The sequence below is a fragment of the uncultured Mobiluncus sp. genome, assembly GCF_947087965.1.
Taxonomy (GTDB): Bacteria; Actinomycetota; Actinomycetes; order Actinomycetales; family Actinomycetaceae; genus Mobiluncus.
In genome coordinates, this window is the sequence record NZ_CAMUES010000002.1 from 54,432 (window position 1) to 76,354 (window position 21,923).

18 protein-coding genes are annotated in these 21,923 nt (G+C 58.2%); 15 read left to right on the top strand and 3 right to left on the bottom strand.

Annotation, left to right across the window (positions count from 1 at the left end; all coding sequences use genetic code 11):
* Positions 1-78 precede the first annotated feature (78 nt).
* Positions 79-1,128: a PAC2 family protein gene (locus Q0V70_RS02320; RefSeq protein ID WP_297587926.1), complete on the top strand. Its 1,050-nt coding sequence runs from the start codon at positions 79-81 to the stop codon at positions 1,126-1,128.
* A 32-nt stretch (positions 1,129-1,160) separates the two neighbouring features.
* Here Q0V70_RS02320 and Q0V70_RS02325 read toward each other — a convergent pair whose 3' ends face one another.
* Positions 1,161-2,471: a hypothetical protein gene (locus Q0V70_RS02325; protein WP_297587929.1), complete on the bottom strand. Its 1,311-nt coding sequence runs from the start codon at positions 2,469-2,471 to the stop codon at positions 1,161-1,163.
* Between the two features lie 164 nt (positions 2,472-2,635).
* On the opposite strand from Q0V70_RS02325, the gene Q0V70_RS02330 reads away from it, so the two are divergent.
* The 13 genes from Q0V70_RS02330 (at position 2,636) to Q0V70_RS02390 (ending at position 18,296) form a co-directional block, all read left to right on the top strand.
* The gene (locus tag Q0V70_RS02330) at positions 2,636-3,055 is read left to right on the top strand and encodes a DUF3040 domain-containing protein (protein ID WP_297587932.1); all 420 of its coding nucleotides are present in this window, start codon (positions 2,636-2,638) and stop codon (positions 3,053-3,055) included.
* Between the two features lie 297 nt (positions 3,056-3,352).
* On the top strand, positions 3,353-3,784 hold the full coding sequence (gene mraZ, locus Q0V70_RS02335; RefSeq protein ID WP_295026900.1) for a division/cell wall cluster transcriptional repressor MraZ: 432 nt from the start codon (positions 3,353-3,355) through the stop codon (positions 3,782-3,784).
* A gap of 149 nt (positions 3,785-3,933) precedes the next feature.
* Positions 3,934-5,073, top strand: coding sequence for a 16S rRNA (cytosine(1402)-N(4))-methyltransferase RsmH (rsmH, locus tag Q0V70_RS02340; RefSeq protein ID WP_297587935.1), 1,140 nt, complete (start codon positions 3,934-3,936; stop codon positions 5,071-5,073).
* Positions 5,066-5,482 (top strand): hypothetical protein, encoded by a 417-nt coding sequence (locus Q0V70_RS02345; RefSeq protein WP_282921482.1) that lies wholly within the window; start codon positions 5,066-5,068, stop codon positions 5,480-5,482. Before rsmH ends, Q0V70_RS02345 begins: the two co-directional genes overlap by 8 nt.
* A gap of 94 nt (positions 5,483-5,576) precedes the next feature.
* On the top strand, positions 5,577-7,385 hold the full coding sequence (locus tag Q0V70_RS02350) for a penicillin-binding protein 2 (RefSeq protein WP_297587938.1): 1,809 nt from the start codon (positions 5,577-5,579) through the stop codon (positions 7,383-7,385).
* A 6-nt stretch (positions 7,386-7,391) separates the two neighbouring features.
* Entirely contained in the window at positions 7,392-8,942 is a 1,551-nt protein-coding gene (locus tag Q0V70_RS02355) for a Mur ligase family protein (protein WP_297587941.1), read from the top strand.
* A 72-nt stretch (positions 8,943-9,014) separates the two neighbouring features.
* On the top strand, positions 9,015-10,466 hold the full coding sequence (murF, locus tag Q0V70_RS02360; RefSeq protein ID WP_366126493.1) for a UDP-N-acetylmuramoyl-tripeptide--D-alanyl-D-alanine ligase: 1,452 nt from the start codon (positions 9,015-9,017) through the stop codon (positions 10,464-10,466).
* Positions 10,463-11,563: a phospho-N-acetylmuramoyl-pentapeptide-transferase gene (gene mraY / locus Q0V70_RS02365; protein ID WP_297587946.1), complete on the top strand. Its 1,101-nt coding sequence runs from the start codon at positions 10,463-10,465 to the stop codon at positions 11,561-11,563. Before murF ends, mraY begins: the two co-directional genes overlap by 4 nt.
* Positions 11,560-13,047, top strand: coding sequence for a UDP-N-acetylmuramoyl-L-alanine--D-glutamate ligase (gene murD, locus Q0V70_RS02370; protein ID WP_297587949.1), 1,488 nt, complete (start codon positions 11,560-11,562; stop codon positions 13,045-13,047). The genes mraY and murD overlap by 4 nt, the downstream gene beginning before the upstream one ends.
* Positions 13,022-14,368 (top strand): FtsW/RodA/SpoVE family cell cycle protein, encoded by a 1,347-nt coding sequence (locus tag Q0V70_RS02375; protein ID WP_297587952.1) that lies wholly within the window; start codon positions 13,022-13,024, stop codon positions 14,366-14,368. The genes murD and Q0V70_RS02375 overlap by 26 nt, the downstream gene beginning before the upstream one ends.
* A gap of 117 nt (positions 14,369-14,485) precedes the next feature.
* On the top strand, positions 14,486-15,658 hold the full coding sequence (locus tag Q0V70_RS02380; protein WP_297587956.1) for a glycosyltransferase: 1,173 nt from the start codon (positions 14,486-14,488) through the stop codon (positions 15,656-15,658).
* Between the two features lie 2 nt (positions 15,659-15,660).
* Entirely contained in the window at positions 15,661-17,154 is a 1,494-nt protein-coding gene (gene murC, locus Q0V70_RS02385; RefSeq protein ID WP_297587959.1) for a UDP-N-acetylmuramate--L-alanine ligase, read from the top strand.
* Positions 17,155-17,156: 2 nt separating this feature from the next.
* Positions 17,157-18,296, top strand: a complete 1,140-nt coding sequence (locus Q0V70_RS02390; RefSeq protein ID WP_297587962.1) for an FtsQ-type POTRA domain-containing protein — start codon at positions 17,157-17,159, stop codon at positions 18,294-18,296.
* Positions 18,297-18,342: 46 nt separating this feature from the next.
* On the opposite strand, the gene serB is transcribed toward Q0V70_RS02390, so the two are convergent.
* Together serB and glgC are read right to left on the bottom strand one after the other, a co-directional pair.
* Positions 18,343-19,263 carry a phosphoserine phosphatase SerB gene (gene serB / locus Q0V70_RS02395; RefSeq protein WP_297587964.1) on the bottom strand — a complete coding sequence of 307 codons (921 nt, stop codon included), beginning with the start codon at positions 19,261-19,263 and terminating at the stop codon, positions 18,343-18,345.
* A 3-nt stretch (positions 19,264-19,266) separates the two neighbouring features.
* A complete protein-coding gene (gene glgC / locus Q0V70_RS02400) occupies positions 19,267-20,505 on the bottom strand; it encodes a glucose-1-phosphate adenylyltransferase (RefSeq protein WP_297587967.1) in 1,239 nt (412 codons plus the stop codon).
* Positions 20,506-20,672: 167 nt separating this feature from the next.
* Between glgC and glgA the strand changes: the two genes are divergently transcribed.
* A complete protein-coding gene (gene glgA, locus Q0V70_RS02405) occupies positions 20,673-21,902 on the top strand; it encodes a glycogen synthase (protein ID WP_297587970.1) in 1,230 nt (409 codons plus the stop codon).
* Positions 21,903-21,923: the final 21 nt, after the last annotated feature.

The following is a 21,923-nucleotide window of genomic DNA, read 5'->3' on the forward strand; positions in this document are numbered from 1 at the left end:
ATGCCCCAAAAGATTTACCGGGAGCGAATTGGGGAAAAGTCTTGATAACATTTAGGGGTTGAACTTTTCGAGGGAAAAATGGACGCAGACAAATTTGATACCTTATTAGCGCCCGGCGCGGACCTGAGCGGCCACGCCGACGTTATGCTACATCACCTCAACGGGGCGATGGACGCCGGGCATTCCGGGCGGGGTATGCTAGAGAACCTGATGGAAGCTCTCCCACATCAGACTATTGCGACATTTAACTCCGATAAATTGGTGGATTTTCGTTCCCATCGACCCTGGCTGAGTTTTTCAGACTGGAAGTTTACCGAAGTGGAGATGCCCGAAATTCGTCTGGAATTGCTCAGCGACGACAACGACCGGAATTTCTTGGTATTGCACGGACCGGAACCGGATGCCCAATGGAATCTGTTCTTGGACACCATCCGAGAAATTGTCCGACGCTTGGGAGTGCGCCAGACGGTAGGCGTGACCGGAATGCCGGCGGGGGTGCCTCACACGCGGCCCACTCCGGTGCATATGCACGGGTCGCGTTCGGAGAGCTTGCCCAAACAGCCCAAGATGGTTGGCGAAATGCTGCTGCCGGCAGGGATGGATCAGCTCATCGAATTCACCCTGGGACAAACCGGTCTGGACGCGGGAGGTATCATTGCGGCGGTACCGTATTACTTGGCAGAAGGGGACTACCCGCCGGCGGCCGCGGCGCTGATGTCAGCGGTGGCAGCCAAGACCGGCTTGGCACTGCCGGTGGGAGACATCGAAGCCGCTTCCACCCTCACTTTGGGACAAATCAACCAGATGGTGGAACAGTCTGAGGAAGCCGAACACATCGTCGAGATACTGGAACAGCATTTTGACGAAGCCGAACCGATGGCGATTATTGAGACTCCCGAAGAACCGCTGCCCACCGCCGAGGAATTAGGAGCTCGCCTCGAAGAATTTTTGAAGCGCACAGACCGGCTGAATCGCGGGGCGAAACTCTCAAATCTTGACGAAGAATTACCTCCAGTGGGCGATGCTTCCGGGATTTCGTCCCTGCGCGACACACCTTACGAAAAACGCAACATCGAACAGTTGCGTCCCCGCCGGGGTCGGCATCGCCGCGACACCCCGGAGGATTAAACCTGCCGATAAACCCTTAGAATGCCGGATAATTAGCGAGTCCAGCTCCCCAGTGGCTGATCACCGGAAGGGGCTTCGTAAACCGGGAACATAATGTTGGGATTGATAAAGCCGAGCCATGCTACAGTCATCCCGGCCACTAAAGCAACGCAGAGCCAACCGATGCCTGGTCCAATCAGGTTCGAGCGATTCCCCGGATCCGTGCCGATTCCCACCAGGTTTACCCGCGAGGGGTTCATCGGGTAGTACCACGCTTGGGGACCCTGGGCGGCGACCTCATCGAGACTGTTCTCTTCGCTACCGAGTTCCGCCCGGTTAGCTTCCTCAATCCGGGCTCGTGCCGTGGCACGTTCAAAGGCTTCGCGTTGCGCCAACAGTTCCGCCTCACGCTTCAGACGGGCTTTTTCCGCCGCTGCGCGCACTTTCGGAGGGCGCGGGTCGAAGCGAGGATCGTTTGCTGGCAGGGCGGTGATTTTCACCGTCGTGGGTCCTTCGGGAGTGTGCAGTTCGGAAACTGCGGTGTGAGGTTGAGTCTGGTCCTGCGGGACTCCCGGGGTGACGCGCCACACTCCTTTCGATTCTTCCTCCAGTTGGTTTCGCACCAGTTTTTGCAGCAGCAGGATGGTGCGGCGCTGGAAGCCGGGAATCCGCACTTTTCCGTACTGTGCGGGCATTCCCAGGGGAGCCCACATGAGCGACACTTCGAAACCACCGGGGTGACCGGCATGGCTGTTGATGCGTCGGATTCCGCTGATAGATGCCGGTGCGGTGGCTGGGTCGGAGGCCACGCGTACCCACACCCTGGCAGCTTGTCCGAAACGCAGGAACCCGTAGAGGGTAGCAAAGGCAAAGAACAGTATCGTGGGCGGGAACAGGAGTACGAAATAGGGGTCTGAATTCGTGATGAGTTCCATGTTGAACAGGCAGGTGCCCGTCATGATGAACTGTGCGACCAGGAGCAAGACCGCGTTGATGATGGTATCCGTGTTCCAAGAGTGAGAGTTCTCGAAACGTATGTCACGCGGATCAACAGCAGAAACCCACGCTGGCAGCGGAAGATGGTAGCGGGCGCAGGTCCGAGCCCGACCGATGTGGAGGTCTTCCGGGTTCAAGGTCAGGTAGTAGTACGTGTTGGCTTCGTTGGGATCCAAAAAAGGCAACAGCACGGTGACCTCGTAAGGCAGGGTGCGCATGGTATCATTCTCGGTGAGAGGCTCAACTTCTTTGATATACGCTTGAATGCGGTAGTACTCCACGCTGCTCTGAGGGCGCGCTCTATAAATGAGGACCACAGCAATCACTAGTGCCACAATCCACCACAGGCCGATAATCAACGCTTGCATAACCCAATTAAACCAGTAAAAAGTTCTGTTTATCGAGTTTCGAAGAACTCGTGCACAGACCCATGTGGCGCGATGAGGGTAAAAGCAGGTAAACTAGTTTGTGTTAACACGTCCGTTTTGGTTTTGGGGTGCGTTCCTCGGCCGCGCATTGAAAGGACATGGTCATGGCATTGTCGGACTATGAAAAGCAAGTCCTGGCGCAGATGGAGGCCCAGCTCCACAACGAAGATCCCAAGATGGCCGATAGAATGCGCCAGACCTCCACAAAGGTCGGTGAATCCACGGCGAGCCGTTCTCGTCAGGTTGCTTTCGGGGTCGTTCTGGTTTTGATTGGGGCAGTAGTTCTGGTCGGAGGACTCATCGCCACGCCCTACTTGAAAGGTATGGAATTCTTGGGTACCGCTATCGGGGTACTGGGGTTCGTGGTTATCGTCCTGGGGTTTTTAAAAATCTTCGGGCTTGGCTCAAAATCTCCCGCGTCGAAACCGACTCCTCACGGACAGCCCGCTGGTGCGCCCGCCTCGCGAGGGTCCTTTATGGATCGTCAAAATGAGCGGTGGGAACGCCGTCAGCACGGCGAGTAGTCCGTTTCGATTCCCGATTCCGAGTCTCTGACTCACCTGTCTCATCCGGTTACCGATTTTCGGTAACCGGTTTTTTGTTTCTCGTTAGCGCTTTCGTCAGCTCTGGAAGCCGCTCATTGTAAAATCTTCCTCCACTTAAGAATTCTCTGAATTTCCAATAAATAATTTGCTAAAAATGCAAAATTTGTCGCGTTTTTGCAAATTTGTGGATGAAAGTGGAGTAAAGTGGGGTGTAACGAAAACCGTAACGGTATCGGGTCAAAAATCAGCATCACGCTGAGGGTGAAAGGGAAGGTTGTGTTCTTAGGGACCTACGAGCCAAAGCTCGACGACAAGGGTCGCCTGATACTGCCTGCCCGTTTTCGGGAGCAACTCGCAGGCGGAGTGGTTTTGACCAAGGGTCAGGACCACTGCGTTTATGCGTTTGAGACTGGCGAGTTCCAAACCCTGTATACGGAACTTCGCCAGGCTCCCATCACCCACAAGCAGGCGCGGAACTTTTCGCGTGTGCTGCTGTCCGGGGCGAGCGATCAAATCCCGGATAAGCAAGGACGGATTAACATTCCGCCCGCCCTGCGTGAGTATGCCGGACTGGGTCGTGACCTGGCGGTTTTCGGAGCGGGTTCCCGCGTGGAGATTTGGGACCTGAAGACCTGGAACGAATTCTTGGCTGCCGCCGAGGAGGACTTCTCGGAAGTTTCGGAAGAAATCCTTCCGGGACTGCTGTGAGGAAACTCGCGCATAACTGCATAAACCCGCGTGGGTTTGGTGTCCTACCGATTCTGAATGCTCTTCCCCGCAGGCAGACACGGTGGGAAACCTGGCTAACGCGGGAGTCGCTAGAAAAACGGGGGTTACCCCATGAAAAAGGAAGAAACGTGAAATCAGTTGCCGAAATCCACCAGCCGGTGCTGGCTGAGGTGTGCGCTGATTTATTGACGCCCGCTTTGGATTTTGCGCCGGACGCGGCCACCCCACTTTCCTCCACCGCTGATTTTCGCAGTATCCAGGGTCCCGTTTTGGTTGACGCCACTCTTGGTCTGGGGGGACACAGCGCATATCTGTTGGAGCGCCACCCGCAACTGCGCATTATCGGTATCGACCGCGACCCGCAGGCTCGGCGTTTGGCGGCGTCCCGACTCAGTGCTTTTGCGAATCGCCTCAGCATCGCCGGCACAACCTACGGGGAACTGGATTGCATATTGGCGCAGCACGGTCTGAGCCAAGTGGACGGGATTTTGGCAGATTTGGGGGTTTCGTCACTGCAGCTGGACGAGGCGGAGCGCGGTTTTGCTTATGCCCAACCCGAAGCACCGCTGGATATGCGGATGGACCAAACCGCAGGTTTTACCGCCGCCGACTTCCTGAACCTGGCTGAAGCGGAAGAAATCGCCGCGGTGCTCCACACATACGGCGAAGAAAAGTTCTCGTGGCCCATCGCGAAAGCTATCGTGAAGGCCCGTCTGGACCAGCCGTTGCAAGTTTCGGGTCAGCTCGTGGAGATTATCCGCGACACAATTCCTGCCCCGGCTCGTCGCAGTGGAGGGAACCCGGCGAAGCGCACATTCCAAGCCTTGCGAGTGGCGGTCAACGATGAGCTAGGCGACTTGGAACGTTTCCTGGCGAAAGCGCTGTCAACAGTGCGGGTCGGCGGACGCATCGTCATCGAAAGCTATCAGTCCCTGGAAGATCGCTTGGTCAAGCGGGCTTTTGCCACGGGGATTCATCCGGCGGCGCCCAAGGGATTGCCCGTACTGCCTGAGCAGGCGCAGCCTTGGCTGCGCGACCTTACGCACGGCTCGCGTTTAGCTGATGACTCTGAGGTCGCCGACAATCCGCGCGCCGCCTCTCTGCGGCTGCGTGCCGTGGAAAAGACCCGGGAACCCTACCTGGAAAACCTCGCGGGGACCCTTGTGAAAACAAAACAAAAACCGGTGGAAAAACGTTTTCCCACCTTGACGAAACTACGTGCCCAAAACCCTGTTTACCCCCTAACCGAAGGAGACTCACGTGACTAACGCAGCTACTTCCAACCTGGCATTGCGTAAACCCGGCAGCGTTGCCGGGATGCCGCTTCCCGCTCGGAATGCCCCCAGGCCGCAGCTTCAGCTGGTCCCGACTTTTCAAAAGCGGCGCATCACTTGGCCGATGTGGCTGACGGTGGCAGCGATGCTGGTCGCCGCGCTGGTCGTGCCCGTGGTTATCAATACCCAGTTGGCGATGACTTCCTACGATATGTACGCCATGCAAAACGAGTTGAACGCGCTGCAAGATCAGCAAGCCGACCTGGTGACCCAGGCGCGTGAAGCTCAGTCTCCGCAATACTTGGCAAAGAAAGCGCAGGAAATTGGATTGGTTCCGGCAGCCGAACAGGGTTACGTGACGTTGGCGACCGGAGAGATTATTCCAGGGAAAGCCGCACAATAAGGGCTGGCGGGGATAGCGACTGCGCCTAGCTAAACCCCTCGCGGTTACGGCGTGGGAGCGTGAAAACCTGGCAAAGCTGGGCGAAACTGGTCAAGTGAGTAGAGTCCGAAAAAACCTGTTGGTGGGGGCCATTATCGCGGTGCTGTTCATTTTTGCGGTCCGCTTGGTGGTGGTGCAACTGGTGCAGGGACCGGAACTCGCCGCGGCAGCCCAGGATCAACGTAGCCGCACCCACATTATTAAAGCTCAGCGGGGGGATATTTTGGACTCCTCGGGTCGGCAGATGGCGACCTCCGTGAAGCGCTACAACATCGGGGTTAATCAGGTAAAAATCAATACTTATTTTCAGCCGAAAATCGCGGGGAAAGACGCGAAAGGCAAGCCGAAGATTATCTATGACGAATTCGATCGGCCCGAGGTCGCGGCTTATGGACCAGCAGCGGCGGCGAAAAAGCTGGCTCCGCTTTTGGACACCGACCCCGCTGAGCTGGGCGGGAAACTGACCGCTCAGCCTGGCAAAAAACCCTCGACCTTTGTGTATATCGCCAAAGAAGTGACTCCCGAGGTCTGGCGTAAAATTGCGAAGCTGGGGATTCCGGGCATTGAGCCGGAAGAAATCACGAAACGGATTTATCCGAACGGCAACGTGGCCGGCAATATCATCGGTTTCACCGATGTTGATGGAGTGGGTTTAGCCGGGCTGGAACTGAGCCAAAATAGCAAGCTCGCCGGGGTGGACGGCGAAGACTTTACCGAGATTGGCCGGCGGGGACAAACTATTCCGGTCCAGGATAACTATCGTAAAGACGCCATTGCGGGACAAACCATTAAGACGACTATCCTGTTGGACCTGCAAAATACTTGTCAGCAAGTGGTCGAGAAATCCCGCTCTCAGTTCGGGGCGCAATCCGTCATGGCGGAAGTTCAAGAGGTAGGCACCGGAAAGATCCTCGCTCTGTGCGAGACGGATACGGTTAACCCCTCAGAACCTACGAAAACCAGTGAACGGAATCGTGGTTCCAAAGCCGTTTCCACGGTTTACGAGCCGGGTTCTACCCTGAAAGTTCATACGATGGGAGCGGTCATCGATGCCGGTAAAGTGGAGCCCACCAGCACTTTTACCGTGCCAGGTGAAATCACCATGTCTAACGGGCAAAGTTTTCGGGACTCCATTGCTCACGGTACCTATGCTCTGACAGCGGCGGGGATTATTGCCAAATCGTCGAACGTGGGGATTGTCCAGGTTGGTGACTTAATCACGGACACGGACAGGTATCAAAAGCTGAAACAACTTGGTTTTGGTAAACCCACTGGCGTCGAACTGCCTGGTGAGAGTGCCGGGTTGCTCTCCGCCCCCGAGAAATGGGATGGTCGCCAACGCTACACCATCATGTTCGGCCAAGGTATCGCGGCGACTATTCTGCAGGTCACCAACGGTATCGCGACCGTGGCAAACGGGGGAGTAGAAGTGCAACCCCACCTCATCGAATCGTGGACGAAGCCTGGTGGCAGCGTAGAAAAGAAAGCTGTAGACGCGGGTACCAGAGTTTACACCAAGGACACTTCCCGGAAATTGCTAACCATGATGGAGGGGGTCGTCTCACAAAAAGGCGGTGCTCCCGATGCCCAAATCGAGGGATACCCAGTGGCGGGGAAAACCGGTACTACCCAGATTATTGAGGCTAACGGCAGGCAAACCGGGACCGTTGGGTCATTTACTGGGGTGTTTCCCGCCGACAATCCCCGCGTGGTTATCACCGTAGTGGTGCATCGCCCTTCTGCCTCGATATACGGATCCGTGGTCGCGGTCCCGGCGTTTAAAGAGATTGCGGGGGCTACGATTAGAGAGCTGGGAATCCCGCCCACCGACACGAAGCCGCAGTTGTATCCGATTGGAGATTAGAGAAATATGACTCTGGAAGTTGCTTTTGACCCTTACGCGCCGGATCTGCTTCGCTTGCCCTGGGTCGATGTCACGGATTTAGCAAAAGCCGTGGACGGCACGGTTTACGGTAACGGCGGCCGTGTGCGCGGTGCGGTTATTGATAACCGGGTGGTGCGCGGCGGCGAGCTGTTTGTGGCGATGCCGGGGTTCCATGTGCATGGCGCCAAGTTTGCGGCGGATGCCGCCTCGCGCGGGGCCGGAGCTGTGTTGAGCGATCCGGCGGGGATGGCATTCCTCGCGGACTTGGATATCCCCGCTATCATTGTTCCCGATGTGGCTTCCGTAGCTGGTCGGGCCGCTTCTGTCGCCTTCAATAATCCCTGCAAACATTTGAGTGCGTGGGGCGTGACGGGCACGAACGGAAAGACCACCACCACCTATCTTTTGCGTCACATGCTGCATCGGGTCGGGCATCTGTCCTCCCTGGTTGGCACGGTGGAGGCTGCAGTGGGCAAGAAAACCGCCCCCGCTTTCATTACGACTCCGCAAGCCCCGCAGCTGCAAGCCTTTGCGGCCACGACGGTGCAAGAAAATGTGCATCACATGGTGGTGGAAGTATCCTCGCACGCTTTAGCGATGGGGCGGGTGGATCCGCTGCATTTCGCCTGCGCCGGATTTACGAACCTGTCTCAGGATCACTTGGATTACCACGGCACCATGGAGCAATACTTCCAGACCAAGGCCTCGCTGTTTTCCCCGCAGCGCAGTGATCGCCAGGTCATCATTGTTGACGGCGTGTGGGGTCAGCGCTTGGCTGAGCAATTGGAACGCGGCGGCCAACATGATTTTGTAACCCTGTCCCTGACGGGTCGGCCGGCTGATTGGCAAGGGAAAATTATCGAGTTGGAGGGCGGCTTCACCGAACTACGGTTGCGGGCTTTTGACGGCAAAGAGGCCTCTGTGCAGGTCCGGATGCCCGGTACGTTTAACGCAATCAATGCCGCCCTGGCCATCGTCATGGTGGTGACGGGATTGTCCCCCAGCCCGCGTCAGCTGGACGGCGACATTTTGCGCCACCTGACCGTGAATCCCATCCGTCTGGATGTGCCGGGACGTATGGAGCTGCTGTGTGAGGCACCCCGCGTGATTGTGGACTTCGCGCACAACCCGGATTCCACCAAGATTTTGCTGGACACCATGCGGATTTCGACCAAAGGCCGGCTGCTGTTGGTGATGGGCGCTGACGGGCAGCGCGATCCGGGCAAACGGCCGATTTTGGGTCAAATTGCTGCCGAGCTGGCGGATTTCACTTACCTTACGGACGGGGACATTCACGAGGAGGAACCGAGCGGGATTCGCCGGGACGTCATGGCGGGCATGAAGGGCTATGAAGATAAATTTGTGGAGATTGCCCCCCGCGAGATGGCGATTGAGCGAGCCATTTTGGACGCTCGTCCCGAGGATACCGTTGTTATTACGGGGCGGGGTCACGAACCCATCATGTTTACGCCCGAAGGGCAGTATGAGCTTGACGACCGGGTGGTCGCTCGCGAGGCTCTAGCGAAGCGGAGCTGACCCCTTTTCTGACCGGAGCCGGCGTGAGATAAGATTAAAGCCGATTTGTTGGCCTTTTGAAGGAGTCCACCTTTGATAAATATGACCCTAGACGCCATATGTGAGGCGATTGGTATAGAACCTGGGGAAAACTCGACTCGGATTCAAGGCAGAGTACATACCGATTCGCGGCTGGTCAGTACGGGTGATGTCTTTGTGGCGCTGCCCGGAGAAAATACTGACGGGCATCACTTCCTGGGGTCCGTGGCTCGCCGCGGAGGCAGAGTCGCCATCGTCAGCCGCGATCGCGCAGAGATTCTGGACCAGGGGTGGGCTACCGAGGACGAATTGAACCAATTGACTGTATTGCAGGTCCCCGACCCGCAGTATGCTCTGGGGCGATTGGCTCAGGCGCATCTGCGTCAACTGCGTGCCCAAGTCCGCGAGGGAACCGGCCAACTGAAACTTGTCATCGGAATCACCGGTTCTGCCGGCAAAACCACCACCAAGGACCTGACGAAACAGCTTTTATCCACCAAAGGCGCCACTGTCGCCCCCGTAGCATCGTTCAACAACGAGGTTGGCCTGCCGCTCACGGTTCTGGAAGCTGACGCCGCGACCGAGTACCTGGTATTGGAAATGGGCGCTTCGCAACCCGGCGACATTGCCTACCTGACCGATATTGCTCCCCTGGATGTGGCTCTGGTTTTGATGGTGGGGGTGGCGCACCTGGAGTCGTATTCTTCGGTTGAGGCCCTGGCAGCCGAGAAGGCTACCATCCTGGAAAACCTGGGGCCCTCAGGCATGGCCATTTTGAACGCGGATGACCCGCGTGTGGAAGCGATGAGCGGGCGGACTTCGGGACGCCTCATGTACTTTTCGACAAAAAAGAATACCCCGGTGCGCATCACCGACTTGCGCCTGGACGAGGCTTCGCGGGGCAGCTTCCTGCTGCACACTCCCGCCGGTAGCGCCCCGGTTCAGCTACAGCTCCTCGGTGCCCATCACGTCGCTAACGCGTTGGCGGCCGCGGCTATTGCGCATGTCGCGGGCATGACTCCCGCTGAAATTGCGGCCGTGTTGTCAAAAGCCACTCCAGTCAGCGAACACCGCATGAACCTGGTGCATTTGGCGGACGGAGTGGACCTCATAGACGACGCATATAACGCGAACCCGGACTCGGTGCGTGCCGCTTTGGACGTGATTGCGAAATCGGGAGCCACCCGGCGCGTGGTCATCGTCCTGGGAGACATGCTGGAACTGGGCGAAACCGCCCCGCAGCTGCACGGAGAAATCGGACGTTACGCCGCGAACCTCGGAATTTCGGTCCTGCTGACGGTCGGTCCCATGGCGAAACACATCGAAAGCGCCTATTCGGCACTGAAACGTGACGGGGAAAGCCATCAGGTTATGGATGCCACCGCTGCCGGTCGGTTGTTGCAGGAGATTGTGCGTCCTGGTGACTTAATCTTGGTCAAAGGTTCGCATGGTTCGGGACTGTGGAAACTGGCTCAAGAAATTGAAGAAAGGGGCCGCGTCCGATGACTGCGGTATTGACAGCTGGCTTTATCGCCCTGTTATTCTCGCTACTGGTCACCCCGTTCTATGCGAAGTGGCTGGTCAATAAGCAATTCGGTCAGTTTATTCGCCAGGACGGTCCGACCGCGCACTACACGAAGCGCGGCACACCCACTATGGGCGGGGTCATCATTATCCTCGCCATCATTATCGGGTGGGGAGCGGGTCATATTCACCAGGCCATCACCAGCGGCAAAGGCCCCAGCGCTTCGTCCCTAATTCTCATATTTTTGCTGGTCGGACTGGGGTTCATCGGCTGGTTGGACGACTGGATTAAAATTTCTAAGCACCGTTCCTTGGGATTGAACCCAACCGGCAAAATCCTCGGTCAGCTGGCGGTGGGATCCATATTCTCCGGCCTGGCCCTGGGGTTTGAGAACTTGCGCGGCTTGAGCCCCGCCTCCACGAAAATTTCTGTCATCAGGGACACGAACCTGGATTTGGCTTTCGCCGGTTTCGGTCTGGGGGTCGTGCTGTTCCTGATTTGGGCGAACTTCCTGGTGGCGGCCTGGTCTAACGCGGTTAACCTGACGGACGGTCTGGACGGTTTAGCGACCGGAACTTCGATTTTCGTGTTTGGTGGCTATACCTTGATGTCCTACTGGCAGTTCTCGCAGCGCTGCGGCATCGAGGGTACCAGCGCCCCCGCGTGTTACTCAGAAATCCGCGACCCGCTGGATATTGCATTATTCTGTGCGGCTGTGGTCGGCGCCCTGATTGGATTTTTGTGGTGGAATGCCTCACCAGCGCGTATTTTTATGGGCGACACCGGCTCGCTGGCGCTGGGCGGTATTCTGGCGGGGGTGTCGATTTTCACCCACACCGAGTTCCTGGCAATCATTATCGGTGGCCTGTTCGTGATGGAAGTTATCAGCGACATTATTCAGGTCGGGTTCTTTAAAGCCACTCACAAGCGCGTGTTTAAGATGGCCCCAATTCATCACCACTTTGAACTGTTGGGCTGGAAAGAGATTACCGTGGTCGTGCGGTTTTGGATTATTGCCGGGCTGATGGCTGCCGCTGGGGTAGGACTGTTCTATTTCGATTGGGTGATGAAGCTGTGAAAGATACGCAATTTACCGGCGCCTCCATTGGTGTGTTGGGCCTGGGAAAGTCGGGGCGCGCCGCCGCCGCCGTACTGGCCACTCTCGGAGCGCATGTGACCTGCTACGATGTGAACCCAGATGCTGTGGAACAGGCCCGGGAGGAACTCGGCGATCGGGTCGACTATTGCACTGCCAGTGGCGAACAGTTCCAAGGTGAGGCGGCTGCCGGGAACGGACACAAACTTTTCGTGGTTTCCCCGGGGATTGCCCCGCATAATCCCATGTATCGCCTTCCCGAGGCCAGCGCCCCCATATGGTCAGAAGTCGAGTTAGCCTGGCAAATCCAGGAAGCCATCGGTAACCGTAACTGCAAGTGGATGTGCATTACGGGCACGAACGGGAAAACTACCACGACTGGGATGTTGGCGCAGATGCTCATCACCGGCGGTGTGGTGGCGACCGCGGTGGGTAACTACGGCACGCCCATAGTTGAAGTCGCGGCCGAAGGCGCTGTGGACGCGCTGGCGGTGGAGTTGTCTTCGGCACAGCTGCATTCCACGTACAGCCTGAAGCCCTGGGCCTCCGTGTGGCTCAACTTTGCCCCCGATCACCTTGACTGGCACGGTAGCGCCGACGACTACGCTTGGGACAAGTCGAAGGTCTACAGCGGGGTGCAGCGTGCCGCTCTGTATCCCGCCACCGAGGAACTGCCGACCAAGGTACTCAGTAAACGTTTCGTTCAAGACGAGGGCTTTCCCCCGGAAAAGTGCATTGGTTTGACTCCGGGTATTCCCGCTCCGGGTTTCCTGGGCGTGATTGAGGACGTCATCGTGGACCGGGCTTTTGGGGAACACAACGAAACTCAGGCACTGGAACTGGCAACGTTTGCCGACCTGGAACACTTGAGCGGAGCGAAAGTGCCGACATCGGCACTGTTGGCGGATACTTTGGCCGCGGCCGGACTGGCGCGGGCCTACGGTTTGCAGCCCGAATGGGTGCGCCGCGGAATTCTCGAGTTTGAGCTGGCGAAGCATCGCCGTGCCGTGGTCGGCACGTTCGGGGGCGTGACCTATATCGACGACTCCAAAGCTACGAATACGCACGCGGCGGCAGCTTCGCTGCGTGACATTGACGAGAAACGCGCCGTGTGGATTGTCGGGGGAGACGCGAAAGGCCAAGACTTCCACGCTCTGGTGCAGATAGCCGCCCCGAAAGTGAAAGCCGCCGTACTGATTGGCCTGGACCCGGAGCCTTTTGAGAGCGCATTTGCTGAAAACGGCGCGGGAATCCCTCTGAAACGGGTCGCTCCGGGGGACAATCTTATGGAAAGGACGCTTCTAGAGGCGCGAGCTTTAGCCGTTCCGGGGGATACCGTGCTACTGGCTCCGGCGTGTGCCTCGTGGGATCAGTTCAACAACTATCACGAGCGCGGCGACCAATTTGCTCAGGCAGCGCGGAAACTGGGGGAGAACCAAGATGGTGGGGAGGAACAAGGCTCCTGAGGCACCTCGGGACACGAAACTGGCAACGCTTTCCCCGCGAAACTCGACGCCCACCCTGGTTGACGCCAACTCAGCCCAGTCCGCAACGCCAAGCCAGAAAAAATCCGCTCTGCGGGTCCTGTCCGAAGGGTGGAAGAACCAACCGGTTCTGAGCTACTACCTCATTTTGGTCACCACCCTGCTGCTGTTCATCATCGGTTTTATCCTGGTGTTTTCCGCCTCGACCATCACCGCCTTGGAAAGCGGGGTGAATCCGTTCCTGTCCTTTGGAAAACGTTCGCTCATTTACGTGGCGGCGCTGCTGGTTCTGTTTATCGCCTCCAGAGTTCCGCTGACTTTTTATCAAAAGTGGACCTGGTGGTTTTTGGGGGCGGCGTGGCTGCTGCAGATTATGGTGTTCGTTCCGGGTATGCACGGCGCGTCCGCGGGCGGTAACACGAACTGGATTAACCTCGGTGGTGTCATTACCATTCAACCTTCCGAGTTTATGAAGTTGGCTTTGGCTGTCGCGTTGGGGAGGGTCTTGGCAGATCCGGAACTGCGGGAGGCCCGGGACAAGAAACGTTGGCTCATCAACGCGGGCGTGCCAGCAGTGGGGTCGCTGGGTTTGGTCATGATTGGGCGGGATTTGGGTACCGCGATGGTAATGGCAGCGCTCATTTTGTCGGCGATTTTCGTAGCGGGGATTCCCTGGCGCTACCTTGCGGGCATCGTCTTGCTAGGCATTTTTGGGGTCACTTTGGCAGTCATGAGTTCAGCTAACCGCCGCCGGCGGGTCTTTGGCTTTATGGACGCCTCCACCACCGACCCCACCGGCATCGGCTACCAGCGACAACACGGCTTGTGGTCCTTGGCCACCGGGGGATTGACCGGGGTCGGACCGGGTGCCAGCCGGGAAAAATGGTCCTACCTGCCCGAAGCGGATACGGACTACATTTTCGCTATTTTGGGCGAGGAATTCGGGATTTTGGGCACTTTCCTGGTTCTGGGTTTGTTCGTGGTACTGTGCCTGACGATGATGCGGCTGATGAACTCAGAGACAAATCAATTCGTGAGCTACACCGTGGCCGGCATGATGGGCTGGATTTTTTCCCAAGCCATCATCAATATCGGAGCTGTCGTTGGCCTGCTCCCGATTATTGGGGTGCCCTTGCCGTTGATTTCCTCCGGAGGTTCCTCCCTGCTGTCCATCATGGCAGCGATGGGCATGATGATGTGTTTTGCACGCGCTGAACCAGGGGCGGATGCGGCGCTAAAAGCCCGGTTGCGTCCCCTGCGGCGCGGCGCAGCCGTTTTGCTGCCCGGACGGATGCACCGGTAAACGTTTACTTTCCGATGCTGGTGCGGCGCGGAAACCCGGGGAAAACTTTGCTGATAACCGCCACGGCGATCGTGCTCCTGAAAATGTTCCCGGACAAAACACGCTAAAGTTGAGGGTGTGAGTGACATCTCGAAACCGGTCATTGTTTTCGCTGGCGGCGGTACCGCGGGACACGTGAACCCTTTGCTGGCGACTATTGCCGCGCTACAGTCCACCGAATTGGACTTCGAGCCTCTGGTAGTAGGTACTTCCGAGGGCCTGGAAAGCGAACTGGTCCCTGCTGCTGGCTATGAACTGTTAACTATTCCCCGCCTGCCGATGCCACGTCGCCCCAGTTCGGATTTGGTTCGTTTGCCGGTTCGGATGCGTCACGTGGTGGCTTCGCTACGCGATACTTTCCAAGCGCGGGGGGTGCGGCTGGTAGTGGGCTTTGGCGGCTACGTTTCCACTCCCGTGTACTTTGCGGCAAAACGCTCGGGCATTCCTATCGTCATTCATGAACAAAACGCTCGCCCAGGGCTCGCCAACCGGGTAGGGTCACGCTATGCGGCCGGGGTGGGCCTGACTTTTGAGGGAACCGGGCTGAAAGCAAAACACGGCGAGACTCGCGTCGTCGGTCTGCCCCTGCGCCCCAGTATTCTCGAACTGGCCCGTCAGCTAGAAATGCCCCTGACCAGGGACGCGGCGCGAGCTGAAGCTGCCGAATTTTTTGGTTTGCCGGCTTCCCACCCCACGGTGCTGATTACCGGAGGCTCCCTGGGGGCGCAGCGCCTCAACGAAGTCTTGCCCGGCGCGCTTTTGCGGGTGTTCCAGGAAAACCCGACTGCCCAGGTCATTCACCTGACCGGGAAAGGCAAGGACGGTCCTGTCCAGGACTTCGTCGCTGAACATCACCTGGAGCGGCGTTACCAAGTGCGAGACTACCTCACCGAGATGCACTACGGTTTGGCTCTAGCTGACTGTGTGGTGTGTCGAGCGGGGGCGGCAACCGTCGCGGAAAACACCGCCTTGGCGATTCCTACCCTTTATGTGCCCCTGCCCATTGGCAATGGGGAACAAGCCTTGAACGCACAAGGGGTCGTTAACGCCGCGGGGGCGTTCCTACTCGACCAAAAACAACTGACCGAGCAGGCGGCTGCCGAACTGCTGGTGCGTCTGCTAGACCCGGAGCAGAACGCGGCCATGCGTGTGGCGGCAGCTCAGGTCGGAACCACGCATGGCGCCGAAAATCTCTGCGCGCTCATCCTGACAGTTCTGGGCGAAACGACCGGGAAACCCGAGGAGGCCTAAACATGCCCGAAATTAAAGACAGTTCCACGAATTTGTCCAATGTCACACAAGCCCACGAAGTCCCGTCCGATCAGGAGTTCTATCTGATTGGTATCGGCGGAGCCGGCATGAGCGTCCTCGCGCTACTGCTGCACGACTTGGGGTATCATGTGTCCGGTTCTGACCAGGTGCAGGCCGACACCCTGGGTCAGTTGCGAGAGGCAGGCATCACCGTTTTTGTGGGGCATCGCGAGGAACAGGTCCCCGCTAACGCTATTGTGGTGGTGACTTCGGCGGTGCATGAGGACAATCCCGAAGCGGCTCGTGCCCAGGCTCTGGGCTTAGAAATCTGGCATCGTTCCCAGGCTTTAGATTTCTGTACCCGTTCCCACGATTTGGTGGCAGTGGCTGGGGCGCACGGCAAAACCAGCACGTCATCCATGATTGCCCACGCCCTGCTGAAAATCGGGGCGAATCCATCCTTTGCTATTGGGGGAGTTATCGCTGAGCTGGGGACCGGCGCGCGTTTGGGGTCGGGTTCCGCTTTTGTCATCGAGGCTGATGAATCCGACGGGTCTTTCCTGAACTATTCCCCCGCGGTGGAAGTCATCACCAACATAGAGCCTGACCACCTCGATCACTGGGGTAGCGCGGCGGCATTCGAGCAGGCTTTTGTGGATTTCACGGGTCGGTTGCGCGAGGGCGGTGCGCTGGTGCTGTGCGCCGATGATGCCGGGGTCAAGCGGCTTGCCACGCAGGTCTCGGCGCAGCGCGGCGATGGTGGGCCGCGGGTTATTTCCTACGGTTTCGGGGTTCCCTTGGCCGGCGACGTGGTAGTTCAGCTGAGTGACCCAGAGCTGGGGCCGGGCCAAGGACATTGCCAAGTCAGCGTTACCGATGCCGGTCAGCAGGTATTTCACGGTCAGCTCAAGTTGCGGATTGGGGGCCAGCACATGCTGCTGAACGCGGGCGGGGCGCTGGGTGCCGCCTATGCCCTGGGCGTGGACTTGCCTCAGTTTATTGCCGCGTTGGGGACTTTTTCGGGAGCCAGTCGCCGTATGCAACCAGTCGGTGAACGCGATGGCGTACGCATCTACGATGATTACGGACACCACCCGACTGAAATCGCGGCCACTCTGCAGGCGGCTCGCGACTTAGCCGGTACCGGCCGGTTGCTGGTGTGTTTCCAGCCGCATCTGTATTCCCGGACCTATCACAACGTAGAGGCTTTCGCGCGGGTTTTTGCGGCCGTGGATGACCTGACCGTATGCTCGGTCTACGCCGCCCGCGAAGCTCCGATTCCCGGAGTAAACGGCAACATCATCACCGAGCGTCTCGGTCAGGGAACCTACGTGGCGGATATGTACGCGGCGGGACTGCGCGCATTCCACGCCGCCCGTCCCGGCGACCTCTTGCTGTTCTTGGGAGCGGGCTCCATCACCCACGTGGGCCACGCTATCGCCGCGGGACATGACTATGCCTCGGTGGAACAGGCCGCCCAGGCGAAAGAGAGCTAGGCGTGAAACCACCTCCCCGTCCCACCCTTGGGAAGTCCACAGAGAGCCACGACACCGGTCGGGGGCGACACCGCCGACCCGTAGTCGACCCCAAAAGCGTTGACCTCGACAAGGACTCTCCGCACCGCCCTCGTGACCGTGCCGCTGCGACTGATACGGCGAACTCCGAAACGAGTCAACAGAAAACGAAATCGAAAAAGTTGACCCCGGCTCAACTCGATAAACAGGAACGTGACGAAAAGAAGGCCATCAAGAAAACCCAGAAGCGGGCTGCGAAAGCAAACCGGGAGGCGGTGAAAGCGGCCCAAAAGGTTTCTCAGCGCAAACACCATCCCAAGACGTCCCCCGCTGACGGTTCGCGCTACGAGGCGAGTTCCCCTTGGGATTCGCTGCGGGTGGCAAGCGTAGACAATACGCTGCTGGACCGGTTGGAGGAACAGGAGTTCATTCGCCGCCATCGACTGCGACTGCGGATTTCCAGTCTGATTGGGGTATTGGCGGGAGTCCTCATCGTTTTGTACGTCGTGTTTTTTTCACCGCTGTTCACCTACCAACTCGCACAGTGCCATGTCACGGGCGCGCGGAACGTAGACATTAAACAGGTTTGCCAAGCCACTCAGAGCTTCGAGGGGCGCTCTATCACCAGTTTGGCTACGGCGGGAGTAGCGAAGACGGTGCTGCAGGAAGTCAGTGCCCTAAAGGATGCACAAGTCAAGCCCGCGTGGCCGCACGGGTTAGAGATTCACGTGGTGGAGCGCGTTCCGGTAGCCACCGTACGGCAAAACGGCAAAGTTGTGGGGGTGGACCGGTCCGGAGTGATTCTGGAGATTGCCCCTGGTGACGTGGCGGGGCTGCCGCAGCTGGATGTTGACATGGAGAAGCTGGGCGGGCAAACCCGCAAGCTGGTTGATGCGGCCTTGATTGCTTTTGGGGATATGCCTGAGGATTTGCGCTCCATGATTGCTTCGGTGACTTCCGACGACCCGGCTCAGTTGCAGTTTAAACTGCGTGACGGCCGAGCCCTGGTGTGGGGCAATGCGCGTGACTCGGTAGAAAAAGCCCAGGTAGCTAAACTTTTGTTTACGGTACAGGGTGTGAAAGTTGTGGACGTATCCAACCCGGAGCGTCCCTCGACCCGCTAAGCGCAAACGCGGGCTTTTGCCGGGTGAACAGCGTTCGCGATGGTCATCAGTCCGGGAGGGTGAGCGCGGAGAGCGCCGCCAAGTTGGGCCACGAGAGGCGCACATCGGCAGCGGCTTGCAAGGCAGGCTTTGCCAGGTAGGCGACTCCCAATCCGGCGGCGCGCACCATTTTCAGGTCGTTGGCGCCGTCTCCCATCGCCACGCAGCTCTCCACGCTGATTCCGAGTTCGGAGGCCCAAGAACGCAGGCAGGTTTCCTTAGTTTCAGCGGTGACGATATCGCCCTCAGGCTCGCCGGTCAGCTGGCCGTTGGCCACCTCGAAACTGTTTGCCTTGACGAAATCCAGCCCAATTTCCGCCGCGTGCGGCGCTACCAGTTCCCTGAATCCGCCGGAAACTACCCCGACCTTTACGCCGCGGCGATGAAAAGCCGATACCATCTGTGCCGCTCCCGGGGAAAAGTGGTAGTCCTGGCGCACCTGGTCCAAAACACTGGCCGGAAGGCCCCGCAAGGTTCCCATGCGTCGCCGCAGGGATTGGGCAAAATCGAGTTCCCCACGCATGGCGGCAGCGGTGATGGCGGCGACTTCCTCCTGCGTACCGGCGTGAGCAGCTACCAGGTCGATGCCTTCCCCGGTAAACAGGGTGGAGTCCCCGTCCAAAACCACCAGAGCGGGACCGTGCTGGGCCATTGCCCCTGCCGTTATCGCCACAGCCAGGCCCTCTGAGTCAAGATCATGCTCCAAAGCGCGAGTCCACGCGGCTCTCTGTTCGCGAGTCGTGGGGGGTGACGCGGGAACAAACAGCGACACTCGGTCTAGCCCCTCTGCGGAGGACCGGGTGGGGGACGCGGAGGTATTCAGTCCGGTAGCACGAATAACCGCGGATTGAAACGATTCAGGCGTTAAGTCCGCAGAATTTCCCTCCCATACGCAGGAAAAGCGCAGGGGTAGCGAAGTTTCTGTCATGGTCTAGTGTTCGACGCGGGTGTCCTTGGGGACGACAGTAATCCCGGAATCGGTCACCAGGAAACCGCGCGCCCGGTCTTGTTCAAGGTCGACGCCGATGGTAACGCCCTCGCCAACGTAAACGTTCTTGTCCAAGATGGCACGGTCGACTCTCGCGTGCCGTGCCAGCACCACGCCGTTCATCAAGACTGAGTCCGTCACTTCGGACCAGGAGTTCAGGCGAACTCCCGGAGAGAGAATCGAGTGGACACAACGCGCTCCGGAAATAATCGTGCCGCTGGAAACAAAAGAGTCGATGGCGTGACCCATGCGGGAATCATCACCGTAGACGAACTTCGCGGGGGGTAGCTCGCCGTCCACAGTCGTCATAATCGGCCACTTCGGGTTGTATAGGTTAAAGACGGGGTGGACCGCGATGAGATCCATGGAGGCCTCGTAGTAGGCGTCAAGAGTACCGACGTCACGCCAGTAATCCCGGTCCCGTTCGGTCGAGCCGGGGATGTCATTGCGGATAAAGTCGTAGCAGTGAGCTTCCCCGCGGGACACGAAATAGGGCACGATATCCCCGCCCATATCGTGATTTGAATCGTCATTTTGGGAGTCTAGCTGCAATGCCTCGAGCAGGGCATCAGTATTGAACACGTAGTTGCCCATCGATGCCAGTATCTGATCCGGAGCATCTGGCAGTCCGACCGCATCTTGAGGCTTTTCCCGGAAAGCTGCGATTTTACCCGATGCGTCCGCTTCAATGACTCCGAACGAAGAAGCCAAGCTGAGCGGCTGACGGATTCCAGCCACGGTAGCGGGCAGACCGGACGCGATGTGTTCGTTCACCATCTGCGAAAAGTCCATCCGATAAATATTGTCCGCTCCGATAATCAGCACGTAGTCGGGGCGCTCATCACTGATGATGTTCTCAGATTGGAAAATCGCGTCCGCCGAACCCATGTACCAGTGCTTTCCGGTGCGTTGCTGAGCCGGAACCGGTGCCACGTAGTTGCCCAGAATGTTCGACATATGCCACGCTGTGGCGATGTGTCGGTCCAGAGAATGGGACTTGTATTGAGTTAGGACGATGACCCGGTGATAACCGGAGTTCACCACGTTAGACAGCGCGAAGTCAATGAGCCGGTAGTGCCCTCCGAAAGGCACGGCGGGCTTGGCGCGGTCTTCAGTTAAAGGCATCAGGCGTTTGCCTTCGCCACCAGCGAGAATAATTGTCAAAACATTTGGTTTAGCCACGTATTAACCCTAAAAGATTTTTTAGCTTTTGTGGGGCTTTTGGGGCATCTTTTACCAGCAAATGGGATAAGTTAGAAGTGCAGTCGCGGTTCGCTGGCCAGGAATTTTCCGGGAGCGTTACGAACCGGGTTGTCCAGGGTCCATTATTGTGTCGAAGCGAGGTTACCATGCGTGTTGATTTGATGAGTCGGGAATACCCTCCGAAAGTTTATGGGGGTGCTGGGGTTCACGTCACTGAACTTGCTAAGGTTTTGCGTCAGCGGGCAGAAGTCAGGGTGCACTGTTTTGAGGGTCCGCGCGCCGCGGGTACGGAAGGTGGGGAACCGGGGGTCACCGGGTATGACTATCTGGAGGGACTGGCTGACGCCAATGCTGCCATCCGCACTTTGGGCGTGGACTTGGAGTTCGTGGCTGGTGCAGCCGGCGCTGACGTGGTGCATTCCCACACCTGGTACGCGAATATGGGCGGGCATTGGGCTTCCCTGATGTATGACATTCCGCATGTGATTTCCGCGCATTCCCTGGAGCCCTTGCGTCCGTGGAAAGCTGAACAGCTCGGCGGGGGATATCGGATTTCGTCCTGGGCGGAAAAAACCGCTTACGAAGCCGCGGACGCCATCGTGGCGGTGTCCCGCGCTATGAAAGACGACATTCTGCGTTGCTATCCCACAATCGAACCCGACCGCGTCCACGTCATCCACAACGGCATCGACCTGGCAACCTGGGATTTCTCCAATATCACCCCTGAATTCCGCAGCCAGGTCTGGGCTGACTACGGACTGACGGAAGGGGCACCCACGATAGCTTTCGTCGGGCGCATTACCCGGCAAAAGGGCCTGCCCTACCTGCTGCGCGCCCTACGCGACGTACCTCGTGACGCCCAAATCGTCTTGTGTGCGGGGGCACCCGACACCCCAGAGATAATGGCGGAAGTCGAAAGTCTGGTGCGCGAACTGCAGCAGGAACGTCCGGGAGTGGTGTGGATTGCGGATATGTTGGATCGCGCCCACATGATTGCCCTGTTGACCGGCTCGACCCTGTTTGTGACCCCCTCGATTTACGAGCCGCTGGGAATCGTGAACCTAGAGGCAATGGCTTGCGGCTTGCCCGTAGTCGCCACCGACACCGGAGGTATTCCCGACGTGGTCGTCGATGGAGAAACCGGCTTTTTGGTGCCCATTGAACAGGTCAATGATGGTACTGGTAAGCCCCTGCGTCCCGAAGAGTTCGAGCAGGCGATGGCCAAGCGGATCACCGATATGCTGGCAGACCCGTCTCGGGCTCAGGCGATGGGCGAGGCCGGTCGCAAACGTGCCCAAGAACACTTCACCTGGGAGGCCATTGGGGATAAAACCGTGGCGCTGTACGAAAAAGTCATCGCTCAGCGTCACAATTAACCCAAAGCTCCCCCCTCGGAT

Bases quoted from the DNA above. Each gene is read 5' to 3' on its own strand.
- Q0V70_RS02320 (WP_297587926.1), top strand. From the start codon at position 79: ATGGACGCAGACAAATTTGATACCTTATTAGCGCCCGGCGCGGACCTG.
- Q0V70_RS02325 (WP_297587929.1), bottom strand. From the start codon at position 2,471: ATGCAAGCGTTGATTATCGGCCTGTGGTGGATTGTGGCACTAGTGATT.
- Q0V70_RS02330 (WP_297587932.1), top strand. From the start codon at position 2,636: ATGGCATTGTCGGACTATGAAAAGCAAGTCCTGGCGCAGATGGAGGCC.
- Q0V70_RS02355 (WP_297587941.1), top strand. From the start codon at position 7,392: ATGACTCTGGAAGTTGCTTTTGACCCTTACGCGCCGGATCTGCTTCGC.
- mraY (WP_297587946.1), top strand. From the start codon at position 10,463: ATGACTGCGGTATTGACAGCTGGCTTTATCGCCCTGTTATTCTCGCTA.
- Q0V70_RS02375 (WP_297587952.1), top strand. From the start codon at position 13,022: ATGGTGGGGAGGAACAAGGCTCCTGAGGCACCTCGGGACACGAAACTG.
- murC (WP_297587959.1), top strand. From the start codon at position 15,661: ATGCCCGAAATTAAAGACAGTTCCACGAATTTGTCCAATGTCACACAA.
- serB (WP_297587964.1), bottom strand. From the start codon at position 19,263: ATGACAGAAACTTCGCTACCCCTGCGCTTTTCCTGCGTATGGGAGGGA.
- glgA (WP_297587970.1), top strand. From the start codon at position 20,673: ATGCGTGTTGATTTGATGAGTCGGGAATACCCTCCGAAAGTTTATGGG.